The 15,744-nt window shown below is 35.9% G+C and carries 12 protein-coding genes; 1 reads left to right on the top strand and 11 read right to left on the bottom strand.

Going from position 1 to position 15,744, the window contains the following annotated elements; all coding sequences use genetic code 11:
* Positions 1-12: 12 nt before the first annotated feature.
* The 3 genes from HX004_RS10045 to HX004_RS10035 all read right to left on the bottom strand — a co-directional run bounded on the left by HX004_RS10045 (position 13) and on the right by HX004_RS10035 (position 4,830).
* Positions 13-1,407, bottom strand: coding sequence for a TolC family protein (locus HX004_RS10045; RefSeq protein ID WP_286442359.1), 1,395 nt, complete (start codon positions 1,405-1,407; stop codon positions 13-15).
* Positions 1,408-1,671: 264 nt separating this feature from the next.
* Complete coding sequence (locus HX004_RS10040; protein ID WP_286442358.1) at positions 1,672-3,303, bottom strand: ABC-F family ATP-binding cassette domain-containing protein; 1,632 nt, start codon at positions 3,301-3,303, stop codon at positions 1,672-1,674.
* Between the two features lie 147 nt (positions 3,304-3,450).
* Positions 3,451-4,830 carry an MFS transporter gene (locus HX004_RS10035; RefSeq protein ID WP_286442357.1) on the bottom strand — a complete coding sequence of 460 codons (1,380 nt, stop codon included), beginning with the start codon at positions 4,828-4,830 and terminating at the stop codon, positions 3,451-3,453.
* A gap of 87 nt (positions 4,831-4,917) precedes the next feature.
* On the opposite strand from HX004_RS10035, the gene HX004_RS10030 reads away from it, so the two are divergent.
* Positions 4,918-5,277, top strand: coding sequence for a winged helix-turn-helix transcriptional regulator (locus HX004_RS10030; RefSeq protein ID WP_286442356.1), 360 nt, complete (start codon positions 4,918-4,920; stop codon positions 5,275-5,277).
* Positions 5,278-5,357: 80 nt separating this feature from the next.
* Here HX004_RS10030 and HX004_RS10025 read toward each other — a convergent pair whose 3' ends face one another.
* From HX004_RS10025 to HX004_RS09990, 8 genes are all read right to left on the bottom strand, one after another.
* Positions 5,358-5,654: a HigA family addiction module antitoxin gene (locus tag HX004_RS10025; RefSeq protein ID WP_286442355.1), complete on the bottom strand. Its 297-nt coding sequence runs from the start codon at positions 5,652-5,654 to the stop codon at positions 5,358-5,360.
* Positions 5,655-5,796: 142 nt separating this feature from the next.
* A complete protein-coding gene (locus tag HX004_RS10020) occupies positions 5,797-6,084 on the bottom strand; it encodes a type II toxin-antitoxin system RelE/ParE family toxin (RefSeq protein ID WP_286442354.1) in 288 nt (95 codons plus the stop codon).
* Positions 6,085-6,268: 184 nt separating this feature from the next.
* Positions 6,269-7,450 carry a tryptophan synthase subunit beta gene (gene trpB / locus HX004_RS10015; RefSeq protein ID WP_286442353.1) on the bottom strand — a complete coding sequence of 394 codons (1,182 nt, stop codon included), beginning with the start codon at positions 7,448-7,450 and terminating at the stop codon, positions 6,269-6,271.
* Between the two features lie 376 nt (positions 7,451-7,826).
* Positions 7,827-8,477, bottom strand: coding sequence for a peptidoglycan-binding protein LysM (locus HX004_RS10010; protein WP_286442352.1), 651 nt, complete (start codon positions 8,475-8,477; stop codon positions 7,827-7,829).
* A gap of 287 nt (positions 8,478-8,764) precedes the next feature.
* Positions 8,765-10,624, bottom strand: a complete 1,860-nt coding sequence (locus HX004_RS10005; protein WP_286442351.1) for an ABC-F family ATP-binding cassette domain-containing protein — start codon at positions 10,622-10,624, stop codon at positions 8,765-8,767.
* 58 nt (positions 10,625-10,682) lie between these two features.
* Complete coding sequence (locus HX004_RS10000) at positions 10,683-11,828, bottom strand: metallophosphoesterase (RefSeq protein ID WP_286442350.1); 1,146 nt, start codon at positions 11,826-11,828, stop codon at positions 10,683-10,685.
* Positions 11,829-11,957: 129 nt separating this feature from the next.
* Positions 11,958-14,918, bottom strand: coding sequence for a sensor histidine kinase (locus HX004_RS09995; RefSeq protein ID WP_286442349.1), 2,961 nt, complete (start codon positions 14,916-14,918; stop codon positions 11,958-11,960).
* Complete coding sequence (locus HX004_RS09990) at positions 14,915-15,640, bottom strand: LytR/AlgR family response regulator transcription factor (RefSeq protein ID WP_286442348.1); 726 nt, start codon at positions 15,638-15,640, stop codon at positions 14,915-14,917. Before HX004_RS09990 ends, HX004_RS09995 begins: the two co-directional genes overlap by 4 nt.
* Between the last annotated feature and the right edge of the window lie 104 nt (positions 15,641-15,744).

Here is a 15,744-nt window from a genome sequence, read left to right as displayed (position 1 = left end):
CTTACCTTCAATTTATTTTGCAAATTGGACAAATTCATTACTCAATCCTGTGTATTCAAATAGAGAAGCTACATTGGCTACATAATTAAAATGTGCTTGTAATTTCTTTAATTTCACCACAGACAAATTTAATTCAGCGTCTACAACTTCTGTTGACGTTGCGAATCCTTCGACAAAAGCTTTGTTACGCACTCTGAGATACTCCGTTGCCATAGCTTCTTGTGTCGTTAAACTCTCGATTTGCTCTTGCTGTTTTTGGATATCTTGGTACAACTTTGCCACTAACATTTTGATATCGGACTTTGCCTTTTCTTCAAAAAGGGCTACGCTTTCTCTCGTCGCTTTGGCTGCTCGTATTTCATTTTTATTTTTAAATCCTTCAAACAACGTATAAGTCACACCTACCCCAACGGTCCAAGGTTTATTATTGTCATACAATACATCTAAACCACTAATTGGATTATTATGTGCTAAAATTGTTTGTCCGAATGCTACTACAGTTGGATAATTGGCTGCTTGTTTTGCTTTCACTCCTTGATCAGCCAATTCTTTTTGTAAGGCTACTTTTTGCAACGCTGGGTAATGATCCGCTGCAGACATTTGGTAGTAATCTAAACTTTCCAATTGAGACAACACAAAAAAGTCACTGCTTAGATCTGCTGTAACTTCTTCCACTTCCATCGTATTAGCTAGGGCCAAACGCGCAAGTGTTGCATCTTTCTTAGCGGCCTCAAATTCGCGATTTGCATCAGATACAGCAACATCTGCCGCCATGCGTTGCACAGGAGCAATCATGCCGTTTTCTTCTAATTTCAAAGCATCATACTGATGCTTTTGCATTCCAGTTAAAACTTCTTGACGTACCACTAAGGCACGTTCTGCTAATTTTACTGTATAATAGCGAACAGCGAGTTCTGATATTAATTTGTGCTTGGCTTGTTCCAAATCTTTTTCTCCAATTTCACTTTTTAGCTTTCCCGCTTTTACCGCTGCATTAATCTTTCCTCCTGTAAATAAAGGCCAAGTAGCCATGAATCCACCAAAAGCCATGTCTCGTTTATTGAAATCTACCGACCAATTCCCCAATACTTCGGAGTTGGGTAAATGTACAAAATCACCTACCTGGTTTCGAAGTCCATTGAAATCTAACCCCAATGAACGATCCATGTAAATGCCCATTCCGAAAGCCTTAACCGATGGAGAACGCAAGCCTTTCATAGCCTTCCATTCATATTGGTGCACTTCCTCTTGTTTTTCCATCGCTTTAATTAAACTATTTTCTTCATTCATCACCTGCATCGCATCAGTAAAAGACAAACTTTGTCCATAACTAATCCCCGACATAGAAAAATAAAGGACTGTCCCTCCGATAAGCAGAAAAAAACGTTTCAAGTTTATTCTTTTCATTCACTTAATGTTGTTAATTACACACAAATGCTTCAATAAATATACAACCTTTTTCATTTTATGAAGCACTATTTTCAATCGTTTTACAAATATAATATTATCCGTTAAGAGAGAAAGAAAAAGGCAACTTCTTTGATTCTTACAACTTCTAAAATGGAGCCCTAGTATTAAAAAACAAACTCCCTCCCTTAAAAAACTTAACAAAACACATGCCAATTAGTCTTTTAAGAGAAGGAGTTTTAAAAATCCAGCGAAACGAGAGGTTTATTTTTCGATCTCGCGTAAGCTTTCCATCTTTTTATGCGCCAAGAATCCTTTGATATCTTCGAAGTGTTCTTTCACGCGTTTATTTCCAAATTCGAATACTTTTTCTGCTAATCCATCTAAGAAATCACGATCGTGAGAAACGAGGATTACCGTTCCTTCAAAATCTTTCAATGCTGCTTTGATGATGTCTTTGGTTTTCATATCCAAGTGGTTGGTTGGCTCATCGAGAATTAATAAGTTGTAAGGTTCTAACAACAACTTCACCATCGCCAATCGGGTCTTTTCTCCACCAGAAAGCACTTTCACTTTCTTTTGAATATCATCACCAGAGAACATAAAAGCACCTAGAATATTTTTGATTTGCGTACGAATATCTCCTTCTGCAATGCGATCTACGGTTTCAAAAATCGTTAAATCTCCATCCAACAAAGAGGCTTGATTCTGTGCAAAATAACCTACTTGTATATTGTGTCCTAACTCAATCGATCCTGTATAGTCAATCTCTTTCATAATCGCTTTAATCATGGTAGACTTACCTTCCCCATTCTTTCCAACAAAAGCTACTTTTTGTCCACGCTCCACAACCATATTGGCATCTTTGAATACCACGTGATCACCATATGTTTTGCCCATTTCAGCAACGGTTACAGGATACTGCCCTGAACGTGGTGCTGGTGGAAACTTTAAGCGAAGTGCTGAATTATCCACCTCATCCACTTGAATGATATCTAACTTTTCCAACATTTTCACACGAGACTGCACTTGTAAGGTCTTCGAATAGGTTCCTTTGAAACGCTCAATAAACTCTGTGGTTTCAGCAATCATTTTTTGTTGCTCTTCATACGCTTTCAATTGATGTGCACGACGATCTTGACGCAATACTAAATAATCAGAGTATTTTGCTTTGTAATCGTAAATTTTACCCATCGTCACTTCAATCGTTCTGTTGGTAATATTATCAACAAACGCACGGTCATGGGAAATCACCATTACCGCTTTGGCTTGTGTCAATAAGAAATCCTCTAACCATTGGATACTTTCAATATCCATGTGGTTGGTTGGCTCATCCAATAAAATTAAATCGGGTTTTTGCAAAAGGATTTTTGCTAATTCGATACGCATTCTCCATCCTCCACTGAACTCAGATGTCGGACGTGTGAAATCCTCACGCAAGAATCCCAACCCTTTCAATACTTTTTCTACTTCCGCTTCGTAGTTTACCTCTTCAATCGAGTAAAACTTTTCACTTAGTTCTGATACGCGTTCGATTAATTTCATATACGCATCACTTTCGTAATCCGTACGCACCGTTAATTCTTCATTAATTTGCTCAATTTCATTCTTCATCGAGAAGATTTGAGCAAAGGCTTTCGATGTTTCTTCAAAAACGGTACAATCATCCGCAGTTAATAAATGCTGAGGTAAATAAGCAATCACCGCTTCTTTTGGTGCAGCAACAGACCCCAAAGAAGGTTTGTTTACTCCTGCAACAATTTTAAGCAAAGTAGATTTACCCGCACCGTTTTTCCCCATTAAGGCAATTTTGTCATTTTCATTAATCGAGAAACTTACGCCACTAAAAAGCGTTGTACTACCAAATTGGACAGCAACATCATTAACTGTTATCATATTGTATTTTTATTAAACCGGTGCAAATATAGTATTTGTTTATTTTAGATGGGGATATTTTATGCTAGCTAAAGATCAAAAAAATAAAACATTTGCGTTTTTCATTTTATACCTTATTATATATAGGAGAAATCCTTCTTTCTCCAACTATCTCCTTTCTCGTTTTTTATAGGCAACAAAAAATACAATTCCCGTTATCAGCAAGAGAAAAACCATAATTATCGTAGCGTTTAAATGCCCTTGTTCACTATTAAAATACGCTTGACCGACAAGACTTACCCCTAAGGCAATACTCAACTGTTGCAAGGTGAGATACAAACTAGACCCTGCGCTAGTCAAAGTAGTTGGTAACCCACTCAACGCATAGGTAAACATGGCAGGTAAAACAATACCACATCCTAATCCATATTCAAATAATAGTATAGCCACCCCTTCAAATTTAATGTGTCCTTGATGTAACAATACATAGTGCAGGATTAATCCAATCACCATAAGCAAGAGTCCAAAAATCATAAAACGCTCTTGAAAACGAGATAAGAATTTCAAGGACAAAAAAGAAGCTATCACATAGCCTACTCCTTGAAAAGCAAATAAAATTCCAGTTTGTGTAGCCGAATAATGTAATTTCATTTGAAAGTGATTCGCATAGACAAAGAAATAAGAATCTTGTACGAGGGAATAAAATACAAGAGCTACTAGCGCAACAGCAAAAATCTTATGCGTAAACGGCTTAAAATCGAGTAGCGTTTCTTTTGCTTGCTTGTATTTTCTAAACTGAAAAATTAAAAACAAAACGATTCCAATCATTGCGCATAGCAAGGAGAAAAACAAAGTGGGTGTCCATCCGTGATCCGCACCAGTTACTAGACTGTACATTAGCACAACCAACAAGAGAATGAGGATCAACTGAGAGAAGAATTGAATTTTCATTCCGCTCTTGCGTTCTACCTCTACTAATACTTTCCAAGATACTATACCGACCACTAAAACAATGGGAACATTAATTAAAAAGATGAGTCTCCATGCACCAAAAGCAAAATCTAAATCAGGGAGAACTCCGCCTAATATCTGCCCTAACACAGAGGATACACCAGCAATCGCACCATAAATTGCATACGCTTGACGTCTCTCCCTTTCCTCGGTGTAAATGTAAGATAAAAGCGTAACCCCTTGCGGAATCATAAAAGCGCCACTAGTCCCTTGAAATAAACGATAAATATTCAAAGTATGTACATCGGAAGCAAGCCCACATAACAGAGAAAATAGTCCGAAGCTAAACATCGAGAACACAAATACTTTTTTATGTCCGTATTTCATTCCCATCTTGGCTGAAGTAATGAGAAAGGCTCCATAACCAATCACATAATAAATAATAACAAGTTGAATATCCGCTACACTTGCTTGCATATCCGCTCTAATTTTAGGGATTGCGACGTTGACAATAAACAAGTCTAACACAGATAAGAAAATGGACATCGAGATGAGAAACAACATGATTCTCTTTTGATTTATTGTTGCATTTGGCATTTTTTACTTCCTATATTTTATAATTATCTTTACAAAAGTGAATAATAGCTTGCTTGCAATCAAGTAGGTAAAAAATCTAGACTAAGTATGAAAAACAGTACTAATGGTGGAAATGAGTGTACTACAGTAGAAAATAAATTGATTTATTTTGAAGATACTTGTGTTGCTCAACACGCATTAAAGACAATTACGGGAAAATGGAAGATTTCAATCATCAAAATTATTGCCTCTAATTGTCCGAAGCGCTTTGGTATGCTAAAAAAAGATTTAGACCATATTGCACAAGGCACACTAACAACGGTTTTACGCGAATTAGAACATGACGGTTTAGTAGAAAGAGAAGTTTTTGCTGAAGTCCCACCCCGCGTGGAATACAAACTCACGGATAAGGGAATCAAACTGCTACCGATTTTAGTAGACTTAGAAGAATGGTATAAGAATGAGTAATGATATAAAAAAAGCCCACGTTAGACGTGGGCTTTTTTAAAAATATTTCACTTCTTTTATTTAAAAACATAGAGCTCCTACTATAACGCTGGCTCATACTTAGCTAAATGAATCTTATTTTCTTCAAATTTATTTTGCGCAACTAATAGGTCATACTGCATTTGTAGTTTAAGCCAAATATCTGCAGTTCCACCAAAAACTTGGCTAATGCGAATGGCCATACTAGCACTTATACTCGTTTTTTCATTGAGAATATTAGATAAATTCACTCGAGTTACACCTAAAAGTTCTGCTGCTTTTGTTACAGATAGTTGATTTGCTTCTATTACATCCTCTTTTAAATATAAACCAGGATGTATAATAAGATTAGATTTCATACTTGGGCTTTTTATTTTGACAATTCTTTCATTCTTGTGTATTAATCATAAAAAGTTAATTCCTAACTCTTTATTTTGTGTTGTATCTTTTTTAGATAATTACAATGATGCATTGGTAACAACAATTATAAAATAGTTTCTTCTAATGTGTATCTAGAAAATGTACATTATAAACATTTCCTTTTTCAATTTCAAAAATAATTCTAAAATTCCCCGTCACATCCATTGAATAATAGCCTATATAAGGAGGTGATTTTAATTTATGGATTCGATACGCTGCTCCAAAAGCACCTAAATCAGCAATGTCATCCACTTGATCAATCAAATTGAGAATTTTAGCAATTCTACGAACACAATTTGGAGGTAATCCTTTTTCATTTCCAGTCTCCCAAAAGTTTTTCAAACTCTTATTTTTAAACGTTTTTATCATATAACAGCTATATGTGCATTAAAAATTCGCAAGCTAAAATTGTAAAGTGTAAATTTACACAATACAAAAATATTTTCCAAATGGCTGAACCATTTTAAACAACTATTAATCAATTTTACCCCTTTATAGTAGATCTTTACCCATAAAAAAAGCCCACGTCAACGTGGGCTTTTTCCTGAAAAAACTACAACTGAAAGTAGTGGGTATAATTTTGTAAATCCTTATCCCCCCTACCGGAAAGGTTTACGACTACAATATCAGTTGGCAAAAACGTTTTATGTTGTAAAGCTGCGAGCGCATGTGCGCTTTCAATCGCGGGAATGATACCTTCTAATTTACACAGGTTCAAACCTGCTTCCATCGCTTCGGAGTCTTTAATCGCGAAGAATTCTGCTCGATTTTCTTGTTTCATTAGTGCGAATAATGGACCAAAACCAGGATAATCCAATCCCGCAGAAATCGAATAGGCTTCTAAAGGTTCACCTGTTTCATCTTGCATGAATAGCGTTTTACTTCCGTGTAGTACACCGGGTTTTCCGATAAAAGAAGTAGCCGCCGTTTGATTCGTTTCTACCCCAAATCCTCCTCCTTCAGCCACAATAAGCTTCACACTTTCTTCCTCTAAAAATTCGTAAAAAGCACCAGTTGCATTACTTCCACCCCCAACACTAGCAATCACATAATTGGGTTTATCGACTCCTTCTTTCTCCAGCAATTGTTTTTTAATCTCCTTTGAAATAACCGATTGAAAACGCCCCACCATATCGGGATACGGATGAGGTCCAACAACAGATCCGATTAAGTAGTAAGTATCCTCTGGGTTTTCAATCCAGTAAAGCAAAGCCTCATCTACGGCTTCTTTTAGGGTTTGTGATCCTGTTTTAGCTGCGCGAACCTCAGCACCTAACATTTTCATACGCGCTACATTTGGTGCCTGACGTTCAATATCTGTTGCCCCCATAAAAACAACACATTCCAATCCTGCTAAAGCACAAACGGTGGCTGTAGCTACTCCATGTTGTCCTGCACCTGTCTCTGCAATAATCTTCTTTTTTCCCAAGCGCTTCGCGACTAATACTTGCCCAATGGTATTGTTGATTTTATGTGCACCTGTATGGCATAAATCCTCTCGCTTTAGATATATTCTCGTGTTGTACAAAGCTGATAGTCGCTCTGCAAAATACAGCGGTGTAGGTCGACCTACATAATCTGCCAATAGCTTTTGATATTCTTCTTGAAAGGTTGGTTCTTCCATTATTTCTACATACATCGCTTGCAATTCCGCTACGATAGGTTGTAAGTTTGAAGGTATAAAGGCGCCTCCAAAATCGCCATAAAATCCGGCTTGATCTACTTGATACTTCATATGTGTTTGTTTTAAATTTGCGATTGAGTTAAAAAATTTTGAGCACAAAAAAAGGGCTTGTCGTGATGACAAGCCCTTAGAGGTGTAGGAATAATATACTCTTTCCGTTATATTTTTTCTTCATACATACCAATAGTAGGACAGCTCACGACGTCTTGACGTAAGTTGCTCCACCACCAATTATTTGCATGTACAAAATTCATTTTTCTTTGTTTTGAAGGTGTAAAGGTAGAAATTATTTTTTATCTACCAAATAAAATGAGAAATCCTTAAAATTTCAATCTTGTGTAACGCTTCGTTTCATTGTTACTTTATATGGCTTGGGCAAAGTGACATAAAAAAAGGCGGTCTAAAACTAGACCGCCTTTTTATACTTTTACAGCATTACTAATGCATTTTTTTCTGGATCAATTTCTGAAACATCATACCCACTAAATTTCTTCAAGTAGGTCTTGATTGAAGTTCCGTATCCATCGCTAAATGAATTAGCTCCATTACTTCTTAAATATTTTCTCACAGATCCCGCTCCACCTAAGTGAGCAGCGGCTAATATCCCCGACTCTGTGATTCTGATCCCATCGATTCTTCGTCCTTCGAACGCTTTAATCTCGTTTCTAAGAATCCATTTGTTTTTTGCAATCAAAGCATCAAATGCTTTTTCTTGTAATTGCGGATCATTCAAAAACTCTTCAGAATCAAAAATTCCTATTGATCTTAGAGCTAACCTTCCAAATTGGTATTTTCCTATGTAACCAAAAGAGTTGACAATTCGGTACAAACCATTAGATTCACGTGCACCTAAAGCTTGTTTAAAACCAATATAGGTTTTCCCTGTAAATGGTATTACTGCAGTTTCTTCAGCCTTCTCTACTTCCGTAATTTTTTCTTCCGGAAGATGGTAAGAAAGCTCTTCTGTTGGTACAATTTTATACTGTTCTAGCAGTATGACTTCATACTTTTTGAACCCCGAAAAAACCCCACCTAAAAGCAGTAATAAGCCAATAAAAAAAGAACATTTTTTCCTCATTAAAATTAATTTCTCAAGCCCTGTCACCACTTGAAATTTCACTCCGCAAAGTTACCCTCTTTTTTAAATTTGCCTATTTTTTAATCGTTAAATTACATTCCCTTAACCTTCCATTCACACACAAACCCTGATTAACAAAGAGATACAATGAAAAACTTTAACATTTTAACTCTTGCTAAAATCTTAAAATTTCACTATATTTTATAGCTTTATTTGGTTTTAAAAACAAAAAAAAAGAGAGTGAATCCATTTTTACACCCTCTTTTCTTCAGTTTTTACATCTTTAATTACCCTTCCATTTTGGCTGATAATTCGAACCATTTTTCCTCTTTTTCTTCGAGTTCTTTTAATATTTTTTGAAGCTGATTTGCTTTCGTTTCAATTTGATCATCGCCTACTTTTCCATCGGCAAATTCTTTCTCAATCACTTGCTTTTGTTCTTCTAATTTGGCCATTTCACGTTCTGTCTTTTGCAATTCTTTTTGCTCCTGAAAAGTCAATCCGTTTTTTACTTGACTTTCTTTCCAATTTACTTTTTCTTTCGGAGCTTCTTCTTTTACAGGTTCAATACTGTCTTCATAAGCTCTAAAATCTGAATAGTTTCCTGGAAAATCTTCAATTTCTCCCTCTCCTCTAAACACAAATAAATGATCGACAATCTTATCCATGAAATAACGGTCGTGAGAAACCACAACCAAACAGCCCGGATAATCCAATAGGAAGCTCTCTAATACGTTTAAAGTAACGATATCCAAATCATTCGTTGGCTCATCGAGAATCAAGAAATTGGGGTTTTGAATCAACACTGTACACAAATACAAGCGCTTTAACTCTCCTCCACTTAGTTTTTCTACAAAATCATGTTGCTTTTTACGATCAAATAAAAAGCGTTCTAACAATTGTCCTGCTGAAATAGAACGTCCTTTCGCTAAAGGAATATACTCTCCAAATTCTTTGATTACATCAATAACCTTTTGTTCGGGTTTGATTGTAATTCCTCCTTGCGTATAATACCCAATCTTAATTGTATCTCCAATCACAACTTTTCCTGTATCGGGTTTCATCGCTTGCGTTAGAATATTTAGGAACGTCGATTTACCTGATCCGTTTTTTCCGATGATTCCAATGCGCTCTCCTCGATTAAACATATAACTAAAGTCGTTTAAAATCACCTTTCCATTGAATGACTTATTCAACTTATGCAATTCCACAACTTTACTTCCCATGCGTTCCATATTGATTTCCAGCTCCACTTGGTGCTCTTTTCTTCTGCTATGGGCTTTTTCTTTAATCACATAGAAATCGTCAATACGCGATTTCGACTTCGTTGTACGCGCTTTCGGTTGTCTGCGCATCCACGACAATTCTTTGACAAATAGATTCTGAGCTTTATCAATACTCGCGTTTTCAGCGGCAATTCGCTCTTCTTTTTTCTCTAGATAGTACGAATAATTTCCTTTATACTGATAGATTAATCCATTATCTAATTCAATAATCTCATTACACACATTTTCTAAGAAAAAACGGTCGTGTGTCACCATGAATAACGTAATATTTTCTTTGGCGAAGTAATTCTCCAACCATTCAATCATTTCCAAATCTAAGTGGTTGGTTGGTTCATCTAAGATTAATAAATCAGGTTTGTTAATTAAGATGATTGCCAAAGCCAGACGCTTTTTCTGTCCACCAGATAATGTTTTTACTTTTAGTTTTAAATCGTCCAATTTTAACTTGAACAAAATCTGCTTGTATTGGGTTTCAAAATCCCAAGCATTGTGAATATCCATTTGCTCAAAAGCTTTTTGATAAGCCTCTTGATCCTCAGGATTCTCCAATGCTTTTTCATAAGCTTCTATTACCTTTAGAATTTCATTATCCGAAGCGAATATACTTTCTTCGATAGTCAATTCATCTTGAAGATTGGGTTCTTGAGATAGAAACTCCATGCGAATGCCTTTACGCATCACCACCTGTCCACTATCTGGATGGTCAGATCCCGTTAAAATTCGCAAAATCGTCGTCTTTCCCGATCCATTTTTTGCAACAAAAGCAATCTTTTGATCTTTATTAATACCAAAAGACACATTTTCAAACAAGTTATGTGCCCCAAAAGATTTCGATATATTTTCTACTGATAAATAATTCACTTCAACAAAATTTTGACAAAAATAACCTTTTATTCTCCATTAAAAAAAGTCTAGGGTTTTAACCCATTACTTTCTCGTTTTTTCTCTTCGAATATAGGGTGGCAATCACGTATTCAGACTGTGTCCCGATACGGTACCTACCTCCCCATATTCCCAATCCTGAACTGACATAGTACTGTGTACGCTCTTTTTTGAGATAGCCGTGAGATTGTTCAAACAGATAATCCGTGATCCATGAAAATGGCCAAACTTGTCCGCGATGTGTATGTCCTGAAAACTGAAAATCGACTTGTTGCTCTGCAGCGACTTCCAAGCTATAGGGTTGATGATCCAATACGATTTGCACTACATGGGGATTCGGTTGAACCAAATCTTGCAATGCCTTTCGATGGGGATTGGTTTTATCATCTCTGCCAATCAATTGAATTTGTCCTCCTAAGATTTCAATAACCTCATCTCTTAAAACAGTAATATTTGCTTTGTGCAAAAACGCTAAACTCATTTCTACATTTGCTAGATACTCATGATTTCCCAAACAAGCATATACGCCATACTTACTTTTAATTTCACGTAAAAGCTCGTCTAATTTATAATAAGTCAAAGGCAATAAACTATTATCAATAACATCCCCTGCAAATAAAACGACGTCCGCTTCTTGCTCATTAATGAATTCTACCCATCGTTTTAGTTCTTTTCTACTTATCGCATGCCCCAGATGCAAATCACTTAATACAACCATCTTCAAAGGTTGATCTAGTGGTTTTTCTGTTTCTAACTGAAGTCTTACCACCTTCTTTCGATAGTAATTGATATTTCCTATTATGGCAATACCTATCGTTCCTACGAGAATAAATCCGGCTTGAAATTGAGGGGCACTTACAACTAAATTTGTTGCTCTTTCTATGAAATCTCCAGTAAATAGAAGAAGTAAATCAGACAACAACGCCAAGAGAAAAGAATAGGTAATCAACATCAACCACCCCGTTCCTACCTTATACAACAGCGCTGCCTTAGGTACGCTAACGCGTTTTCGAAAAGCAAAAAACAAAATAGGTGATACAACTAAAAAACCGACCAACACAATATAGAGCAATTGAATACTCCAAATGGGTGTGGCAAACAACGGATATACGCGGATTCCCAAATAAATATTAGCTAAAAAATAAGCGATAAAAATCCCTACAAACAACAATCGTCCTTTCATAAAACTCGAATTAAATCAGCAAAATCCTCTTTCTTGAGGAAATACAATTGCTTAATCACAATAATACAATGCTTTCTGTCATTCCTCCGTTTTATTAACAAATAATTGACGTGATTTTATTTGATTTCTTTAATTCAAAGCCTGTTTCAAAACCAGTCGAACACGGGTACCTTCCGTCGTTGATTCGATACTAATGTGTTCTTCTAAATATTCTTGAATCATTTTCATGCGTTCTTTAACTAAAAACAATCCTTTAGAATCGTGTTTAGACAGTGACTGTGGCATTGTTTGCTTCCCTATTCCATTGTCTATGACTTCGAGAATAACATCCTGTCCCTCTAGATATACGTTTACCTTTATTTTAGGATGCTCAATGCTCTCAGGAAAGGCATGTACTAAACTATTTTCAACAAATGGTTGAAGTAATAAAGGAGGAATCATGATATGGTACTTATTCACTTGTGGATCTAAGTCGATTTCCAACTGAACGCGTTCATCCAAACGCATATTTTCCAATTCAAAGTACCCCAAAATATAATCGAGTTCGTCCTTTAAACTCACTTGTTCCACCATGGATAGATTTAGTGTTTTTCGAATTAAAGAGGCAAATCGTTCTAAATAATATAAAGCTTCCTCTTCTTTGTGGGCGATAATAAAATATTGAAAAGAACTTAATACATTAAAAATAAAATGAGTATTCAGCTGACTTCGAACCGAAAGCACCTTTAATTCAGCCACTTTCTTCTCATAACGCAACTGTTTATCCTTAATTTCTTGTCTGCGTTTCATTCGCTGTATAACTAAGACAACGATACCAATACCCACCAAAACAAGCATACTAAAAAACCACCAACTATAATAAAAAGGAGGCATAATGGTCAGATCCAATAAGGCTTTTATTTGTACAGTTCCCTTATCATAATCGTAAATCTTAATTTCAATGGGATATTCTCCACTATTTAAATAATTCAATGACAACGTACTTTGTTCTAATTCCAACCATTCTTCTGTTGGTTTTACGCGATATTGAAACCTTAATTTTTCAGGATACTTCGCTCCTAAGAGGACAAAGTTGACAAAAATGGAATTTTGATCATAAGGTAATACTAACTTTCTATTTCCCTCATACCCTAGGGATTGCAAATCCAGTTTTGTTTCATTCACCTTAATCGACGATACAACTAAATCATACTCCTTTAATTGAGGTTTAAAATAATCTAAATCTAAGGTATATAACCCGGCATCTGTTCCTAAAATTAATTGATTTCCTAAAATTGCACTGCTTTTTACGTTGTAGTTATCCAGCCCTTGTTCCGTATCAAACAAGAAGGTTCCCTTTGGATCTAATACTGTAATTCCTCTATTTGTTCCAATTAATAATTGATTTTTACAATAATGTAAAAAGGTTATTCCATGCCCTAAGATAGCTTGTTGTGGAATTTTTTGAATAACTTTTGGATTTTGACCACTAACATCTAAGTAGTAGATATCGCCAAAATCTGTAGCTACATATAGCGTTTTTCCTTCTCCTTTTGCAAGAAACTTCAATCGATTTTCAGCAAATACTCCTTCACTTAACAAGGAACGGAATTGATTATTTTCATAGATATACAATCCATCCAAAGCACCTGCCAAATACATTTTATCTTCAATAGCTTGCATGGCAACAATATCACGTGGGACAAAACTTCCCTCCTGACGATCGAGGAATTTATATTGAAAATCAACAATACTTTGATAGAGTCTTACTCCTCCATAAGGATCAGTTTCCAAGAGCTTGTCTTGAATAAAATCGTATTGATAGGTGTGAATGCCAAAGTAATTTTCAATACGTCCTTGAATGCTTAACTGAAACAAGCCAATATTCGTACTAACCCAGATAGAATTTGCCCCTTGAATAGCTTTGTAAAATTGAATTTGTTCTGCTGGAATCTGATGTTCTAGTTCAAAGAAATGATTCGCTCGAGTGGTCAATCCGATAAACTTTTTATTATGTGCCAATTGATAGGCTTTAAACACCGCTTTATCAAGGGTATGTGTTATCTGATTGTCCCGTACCAAACAAAGTCCCTGTTGACCAAACACATAGACAGTATTTCGATATAAAGTAATGGCTTCTATGGGGCCAAAACGGGGATCAAAACGCAAAGGAGAAGTAAGATCGACTTGAAACAAACCTTGTTTCTTACTGCCTACATACAAAAAATTCCGTTTTGCATCATAAGCTAAGCTATAAAGTTCTGCATTAAAGATGCCGTACTTCTGGTTGAGTTTTTCAACTTGTTTTCCATCCCACGCATAAATTCCACCTCCTTCATTTAAGATATCTGCTCCTACCCAATAGACTTTATCCTCTACTTGTTGAAAGAAGCGAGTTCCTTTAATACTGTGTTTCACCATGGCTTGATCAGACTGAAGCTGGTGAATTTCTAAATCAAACTTCAATCCCAATACCAATGTTTGGTGTTTTACATCAAAAATAGAAGCAACTACTTCTTTATTTTCACTGATTGGGATTAATGCTCCTCTTTCTACTTGAAAAACCCCGTGATTAATCGTCGTAGCAAAAACCGTTTGGTCAATTTGATAAAAACTAGAAACTGGACTTGGAGTGGTAAGGATATTGTTCGGTTGGTATTTCTCCATTTCCAACGTTGGAATATCAATCTTACAAATTCCCTCAGAGGTACCAATATACAAGGTACGCCCTGAAACAAAAAGCGCATTAATTCGAGTGGAAAATAATCCTGATTTCTCGTTAAACAAAAGCGTTTTTTTTCTGCCTTTGTACAAGATTCCCTGCCCATAGCTACCGATCCAAATTCCCTGATGCTGATCTTCTACAATACTGGTAACATTCGTATAGCGATACTGTAGGGATTCATTGTCAATGGCAATTTTACCCTGTTGTCGAACGCTTAATCCGGCTCTAGAACCAATCCAAAGTACCCCTCTAGAATCCAACAAAAGTGCTCGAACATCATTGGCAATCAGCCCATCTTCCGTTGTATAACGTTTGGTCACCGTTGTTTGTCCATAAAGCAAGGGAAACGCCAAAACAAATAGCAGAAACCCAAACCAATTCCTCATATTTCAAGCCATCTAAGTTCTTTCATTTTAGTAGCTGAAACTACAATATCATGATGGATCTCTTGCTCATTAATAATAACTTTATCCTTAAAAACAATGCGGTTTGTTCCCATTTCAATATGTTTAATATGCTTCATATTAACCACATAAGAACGCCCAACGCGATGAAATTGAGGGTGTTGCAACTTCGAAGACACTGCTCCTAATGTTTTGGATATCAAATATTTCTGATCTTGTAGATAGATTTCACAGTAATTATCGTCTGCTTTACAATAGAGGATATCCTCCACAGCTACAACCTCTCGTTTTTGGTTGTTTTTAATTAACTTAATGAAAGACTGCTGTCCTTCTTTCTCTACAAATTTGTCATACGCTTGCTGTAAATTATCAACCGCTATTGGTTTCAACAAATAGTATAGACAAGCATGTTCATTCAATACTTCTAAGGCGTATTGACTATAGGCATTAGTGATTACCACTTCGAATGAAAGTGGTTGTTTAAAGTAGTCAAACAAAGCCAATCCATTTTCTTTAGGCATCTGAATATCCAAGAAAACTAAATCTGGCATGTATTGATCAATCATTTTTACTGCTTCGGCGACTGATTTTGCGGTATAAAACACCATTTTGTGTTGGGTTCGAATGCTGTTGAGCAATCGATGTTTTAATACTTCGGCAACTTTCATCTCGTCATCCACAATTAGAACGACTAACTCATTCATAATAATAACTCGTGTGTAAGGTTGTATTCAACTAAATAGAGTATCTTATTGATACGCTGTAAATTCAAAGATACTATATCTAAAAGAATTCTCTAAGAAAAGAA

The organism is Myroides sp. 1354, from assembly GCF_030324495.1.
GTDB lineage: Bacteria > Bacteroidota > Bacteroidia > Flavobacteriales > Flavobacteriaceae > Flavobacterium.
The sequence above is the reverse complement of the archived record's forward strand: the minus strand, read 5'-3'. Positions and strand labels throughout refer to the sequence as shown.